We start from the raw sequence: 4,615 nt of genomic DNA on the forward strand, positions 1-4,615 counted from the left end.
AAAATGTGTACAAGAGATTGGATTGACCTGATCAGTTAATTTTCCGGATTGGTATAAAACAACGAATGAGCTTTCTGAGCTTCGCATTGAACGCGATTCACTTGAGATTGTTAGTGATTCAAACCTACTGATTAACCTACAAAATGATGCTGTCCAATTCAATGCAGAGTTAAGAAAGGTAGTTAGAAAGGTCGAGGCTATTCCAGTACATAGCAACATGTGGCGAATCAAGATTCACCAACACAACGGTCACATAGTTAGCATAACGAAATTTCGAAAAAGTCAGCGTAGTAAGTGGGCTTGGTTAATTGGTAAAACAGATGAAATACTTAGAGTCGGTACTGAGAATGAAACCGATGAACTACCTAGTTTAGATTGGGCTGAGACTGATGAACCAACACAGGGTCAAGTCCGTATTTTGAACGAAGTAGAAACAGACTGGGCAGAGACCGACGAACCATATACCTACTAAATACAGTTGCGATTATCGACATTTTCGCAGTATTAGACTCGTAACGAATAAAGGACGAATCTCTTAGTTGAGGTTCGTCCTTTTTTTGGTTTTAAATGATTTAATTTGGCACGTAATTTTTCGATTTCATCATTCAGCGAATTCACTACGGTAGTGAGTTTGTTGTTGTGCAGTGTTTTCTTCTGGCTAATTTTTGAATCGGTCTAAGAGCTTCTTAGACTGCTTCTGCTCTTCAACGCGACTAACTAACTTAGCTTTGTAGTTCTGAACTTTTAAACGCATATTGAAAAGAAATACAAATATACAAATGGCGGAACCAACAAAAAAACCTATACCACTCAAAGCGACCTTTGCTGTCATTGCACCAATAACCACCAAATACAAAACAGTACCAGTAATACCACCAAAAGCTAAAAGCATAAAGGCACTCGCTTTCAAGTAACGCTGAACCTCTCCCACCATATCGGACAGTCGTTTTCTTTCTGTATGCGTGATTGAGCTTGTCTCTTGCAACTCAGTTAAGTCTTTCAACAGCGGCCAAATAGTAGCTATTGGGAAAACAAAAAGAGATACAAAAACGTAAGGCACAGGGCCACCAGAAGGAATAACACAAGAGTAAGAGCTAAACAGATAAGCAAAAGCAGTCCCTACCAATATCAACGGCAGCAAAAAACCAACAACATTTCCTTTCTGCTTAGTTATGTTCAAATTACGCTTCCGCTACAATATCTTGAAAATCAGGAACAACTTCTTTAGTGATAATTTTTGCTTGAATCCACTGCTTCATTTGATAATAAAGGTCTGATTCATCAACTTTTCCCTCGTAAAAACCAAGGTTAATTTGATGACTAAGCTTTAGCTCATCCCCTTTGATTTCACCACCACCTTTTAAGTTAATTTTAACATCTTCTTTATCCAAATGACGCAGCGAAGAAGACAGTGTATCAATTACTTTTTGACCTGACTTGGTAGTTTTTCGGCTGTACTTAAATTCAATACTCACCTGAAGGTTTGCATCATCTAAGGTCTCATTGAAATCAAAGTTCCCAACGTAACCATTGCTTTTAAGACACTCTAAAATATCAGCACCAAGACCTGACGGAGTCCAGCGAACACTCTTTGCTTCAGTCACATCATGCTCATATGGTTCAGCAACAGGAGCTTCTGGCAAGGAGGTAACATCTTGCTCATAAGTAATATCAGAACCAATAGAAACACTCTTGGCTGGTGCTCTTTCTAGCTGCTTCATAGCTGTAGCTGTAGGTCTGTCACTAAGTATAATTGCTGAATCAATATTTTGTTGAGTCAACACTTTGAGATACCACTCTAAATGTCGCTCTAATTCTTTTGATTTCAAAGCTTGAGAACCCATCACTACCATATGATTTCCCATCACCCCAAAATAGGCCATTGACTCCAGAAACTCTGTAGACCCACTTTTGTTCTTACCGACCTTACTCTGCTTAATGTCTTGTGCTGAAATCGGGTTTACTTCAAACATGTCTGCATCTTCATCAATGACGATTGTCATTTGGCTTCGACCCTGTTCAAATTGTACGATTTGGCACATTAGCATGTCATTATCATAGTTGTTGAATCTATTAATAAAACGGAATGAGTTACCATCCTCAGTTAACGACTCTCTACGACTAGCTGCTTTGTGATATGCAGATTTTTTATCAAGAAGTGTTGATTCAAGCATCTGCTGAAGAGTTATGGGATGGTTACCCATTTTCACCAGTTTATAGTTGATGGTTCTACGCTTAGTTTCTTTCGACAATTCACACTTCCTTACAGTGGTCAAAACTTACTGACCATAATACAACCAGTAGCACATACCCACAATAAAACTACTACGCTATAAAGCATTAAAGTAAGAAAAGGTGATGTAACGCTAAGTGGTTTTCATACGATTAGGGTGCTAAACACAGTTGCGATACGTTATCGAACTTTCCACTCGCACAGGCTCGCGAACGCAAAGAATGCGAACCTCTTAATTGAGGTTCGTTTTTTTATTTGTGTCTAGGAATTCTTGTAAGCGGGGTAATAGGTCTGGTGCTTCAAATAGCTCTTTAATAGGCGTTTCAAGTATCAAAGAAAGTTGCACAACCTCTATGTCTCTCAGAGGCTTAACACCAGTTTCGATTTTGGCAATAGTTTGGCGACTTATCCCCCAGCTTTCACCCCGCAATTGGAATTGAGCAGCAAGGTCTTCTTGTGTCCACCCTCTGTCTTTTCTCAATTCTTTGATTCTAGTCCCGATTAAGTTCTTACCCATGCGAAAAATCTCTCGTTCGGATTGTGGAACAAAAGGCTAATCGTTATATTGGCTAAAAAGGTTCGGATTTCCGAAACTTATATTAATATGAGGGATATATGAAAGTTAAATCACTATTGCTTTGTGCAGCACTGGCATCACCATCTATACACGCACTTGAGTTCACCACCAACGCTACCGAAGAAGATTATCAAATGGCAGGCATGTACCTAACGTTGTTAGATACGTATGCTAACAATCCGATGTTCTGTCAGTCTTATCCGACACCAAATACCAACAAGGCACTAAAGGAACTTAGGTCACTTAAGTCTAGTATGAACCCTTGGTATGAAACGGAGTTTAATCAGGGAGTGGCAGCGGGTATGGCTGCAATTGAGCATGAGAAGACGCTAATTAATGGCTCAATGACTAGAGCGCAATGTGATGCGTCTGATAAATCAACTGGTGACGGTTGGAGCAAGATAGTGGCAGCATGGAAAAGGGTGTACTTTGTGCGATAGGGTTTAGTTTAAAGGACGAATCTCATTTGAGGCTCGTCCTTTTTTAGCTTTTTAGTAACCTAATCTCGGCACGTAATTTTTCGAGTTCATCATTCAATGAATTCACTACGGTAGTGAGTTCGTTATTATGCATAGTGTTTTCTTCTAGGTTAGCACTCTTCTTAAGTGGCAAAACTCGTTTATTTGTATTCTTCAAAATGGTCTCCTGTGCGACATCTAGTTTGGGACTACTCTCCATGAAATGAGCAATTCCATTAAAATGGGCAATTTTGTTCTTGGTGTAATGAAAGAAATTGATTTCCCAATTATTAGGATTTAGGACGTAGACTCTGAGGTGTTTACCTCTTGTGATAATGTGAAACCAACATTTATGTAGGTCTTCGATAGTATTCATTTTTTTATAAAGTCTATCATTCCCTTTGCGAGGGTAATTTAACTCTCTCATTTCTTTGTAAATTGGTTGCTTACAGCGCTTATATGAATCTGGGTTCACCAAAGGAAAAACAGACTCATTTTCCTTTATTTTAAAATTCTTGAGAGCCCACCCCTTGCGAGGGATGTACTGATTATTCTGAAACACGTCCACAACGTGCGTTGATTTTGTCATGTTAAGTTCCGTTTAATGAAACAGCGATAACCCTTAGAGACACCTACTAAAAAGTAGGAACTCATTCGGAACTTAAGAACGCAGTTGACTAGAAAGCGTCTCTAAAGACTATCAGTACGAGGTCAAGCGTACATACTATTTCGGTTGGTTATTTACCAACAAAGACTATTATCGCATGGGATTATTGGGTGGTAAACTTTGATACAAGTATTTATAGGGATGACAAAATACGGACATTTAGATACAAAATACGGACATCTTAAAGAATAAAACAAATAATAATCAACAACTTAACCTTTAATAACTATATGTACATTCACCACATTTAAAAGACTTCATTCAATGTGATTCGTCGCGTAGCGACAGCGACGTAGTCGCACAGTCTATTACCAACGTAACCAATTACGTTTAATCTTATATGCAGCATTAGCAAGCTAAAGCTTGCACTCAATCACCGACTGGCGTCGGCTCAATCGTAATCACGTTTAGTTCTAATTCAATTGGATATCATACACTGCGTCGCGTAGCGACAGCATGAGCGCAACGAATGCACAATCACATACCAACGTGACTATTACGTTTAATCTCATATGTGGTGTTTAACACGCTACGCGTGTACGACTGGCGTCGTGCAGTACTTTCGGCATTTCAATTTTCAAATATAAAGTTTCTTATAGAAAGGACTTTAAGTTTGAAAAGTAATGGTGACGACGCAGTCGGCACAACCGCGTAGCGGTAAATCACATTGATATGCTTAT

General features: G+C 39.0%; 6 protein-coding genes. 2 read left to right on the top strand and 4 right to left on the bottom strand.

All coding sequences use genetic code 11. The annotated features are described in order from the left end of the window. Nucleotides 1–217: 217 nt before the first annotated feature. Nucleotides 218–472: a hypothetical protein gene (locus AB6E85_RS25655; protein ID WP_372144784.1), complete on the top strand. Its 255-nt coding sequence runs from the start codon at nucleotides 218–220 to the stop codon at nucleotides 470–472. A 186-nt stretch (nucleotides 473–658) separates the two neighbouring features. On the opposite strand, the gene AB6E85_RS25660 is transcribed toward AB6E85_RS25655, so the two are convergent. The 3 genes from AB6E85_RS25660 to AB6E85_RS25670 all read right to left on the bottom strand — a co-directional run bounded on the left by AB6E85_RS25660 (nucleotide 659) and on the right by AB6E85_RS25670 (nucleotide 2,750). Then, nucleotides 659–1,180, bottom strand: a complete 522-nt coding sequence (locus AB6E85_RS25660; RefSeq protein ID WP_372144786.1) for a hypothetical protein — start codon at nucleotides 1,178–1,180, stop codon at nucleotides 659–661. 1 nt (nucleotide 1,181) lies between these two features. Beyond that, nucleotides 1,182–2,252 carry a hypothetical protein gene (locus AB6E85_RS25665; RefSeq protein WP_372144787.1) on the bottom strand — a complete coding sequence of 357 codons (1,071 nt, stop codon included), beginning with the start codon at nucleotides 2,250–2,252 and terminating at the stop codon, nucleotides 1,182–1,184. 213 nt (nucleotides 2,253–2,465) lie between these two features. Beyond that, the gene (locus tag AB6E85_RS25670) at nucleotides 2,466–2,750 is read right to left on the bottom strand and encodes a helix-turn-helix domain-containing protein (protein WP_372144789.1); all 285 of its coding nucleotides are present in this window, start codon (nucleotides 2,748–2,750) and stop codon (nucleotides 2,466–2,468) included. Nucleotides 2,751–2,848: 98 nt separating this feature from the next. Between AB6E85_RS25670 and AB6E85_RS25675 the strand changes: the two genes are divergently transcribed. Further along, the gene (locus AB6E85_RS25675) at nucleotides 2,849–3,250 is read left to right on the top strand and encodes a hypothetical protein (RefSeq protein WP_102534332.1); all 402 of its coding nucleotides are present in this window, start codon (nucleotides 2,849–2,851) and stop codon (nucleotides 3,248–3,250) included. A 43-nt stretch (nucleotides 3,251–3,293) separates the two neighbouring features. Here AB6E85_RS25675 and AB6E85_RS25680 read toward each other — a convergent pair whose 3' ends face one another. Further along, nucleotides 3,294–3,857 carry a hypothetical protein gene (locus AB6E85_RS25680; RefSeq protein ID WP_102534333.1) on the bottom strand — a complete coding sequence of 188 codons (564 nt, stop codon included), beginning with the start codon at nucleotides 3,855–3,857 and terminating at the stop codon, nucleotides 3,294–3,296. Nucleotides 3,858–4,615: the final 758 nt, after the last annotated feature.

The organism is Vibrio sp. 10N.247.311.51, from assembly GCF_041467855.1.
Lineage (GTDB): Bacteria > Pseudomonadota > Gammaproteobacteria > Enterobacterales > Vibrionaceae > Vibrio > Vibrio coralliirubri.

Coding starts and splice junctions, on each gene's coding strand:
- AB6E85_RS25655 (WP_372144784.1), top strand. CDS start 218: ATGTGGCGAATCAAGATTCACCAACACAACGGTCACATAGTTAGCATA.
- AB6E85_RS25670 (WP_372144789.1), bottom strand. CDS start 2,750: ATGGGTAAGAACTTAATCGGGACTAGAATCAAAGAATTGAGAAAAGAC.
- AB6E85_RS25680 (WP_102534333.1), bottom strand. CDS start 3,857: ATGACAAAATCAACGCACGTTGTGGACGTGTTTCAGAATAATCAGTAC.
- AB6E85_RS25675 (WP_102534332.1), top strand. CDS start 2,849: ATGAAAGTTAAATCACTATTGCTTTGTGCAGCACTGGCATCACCATCT.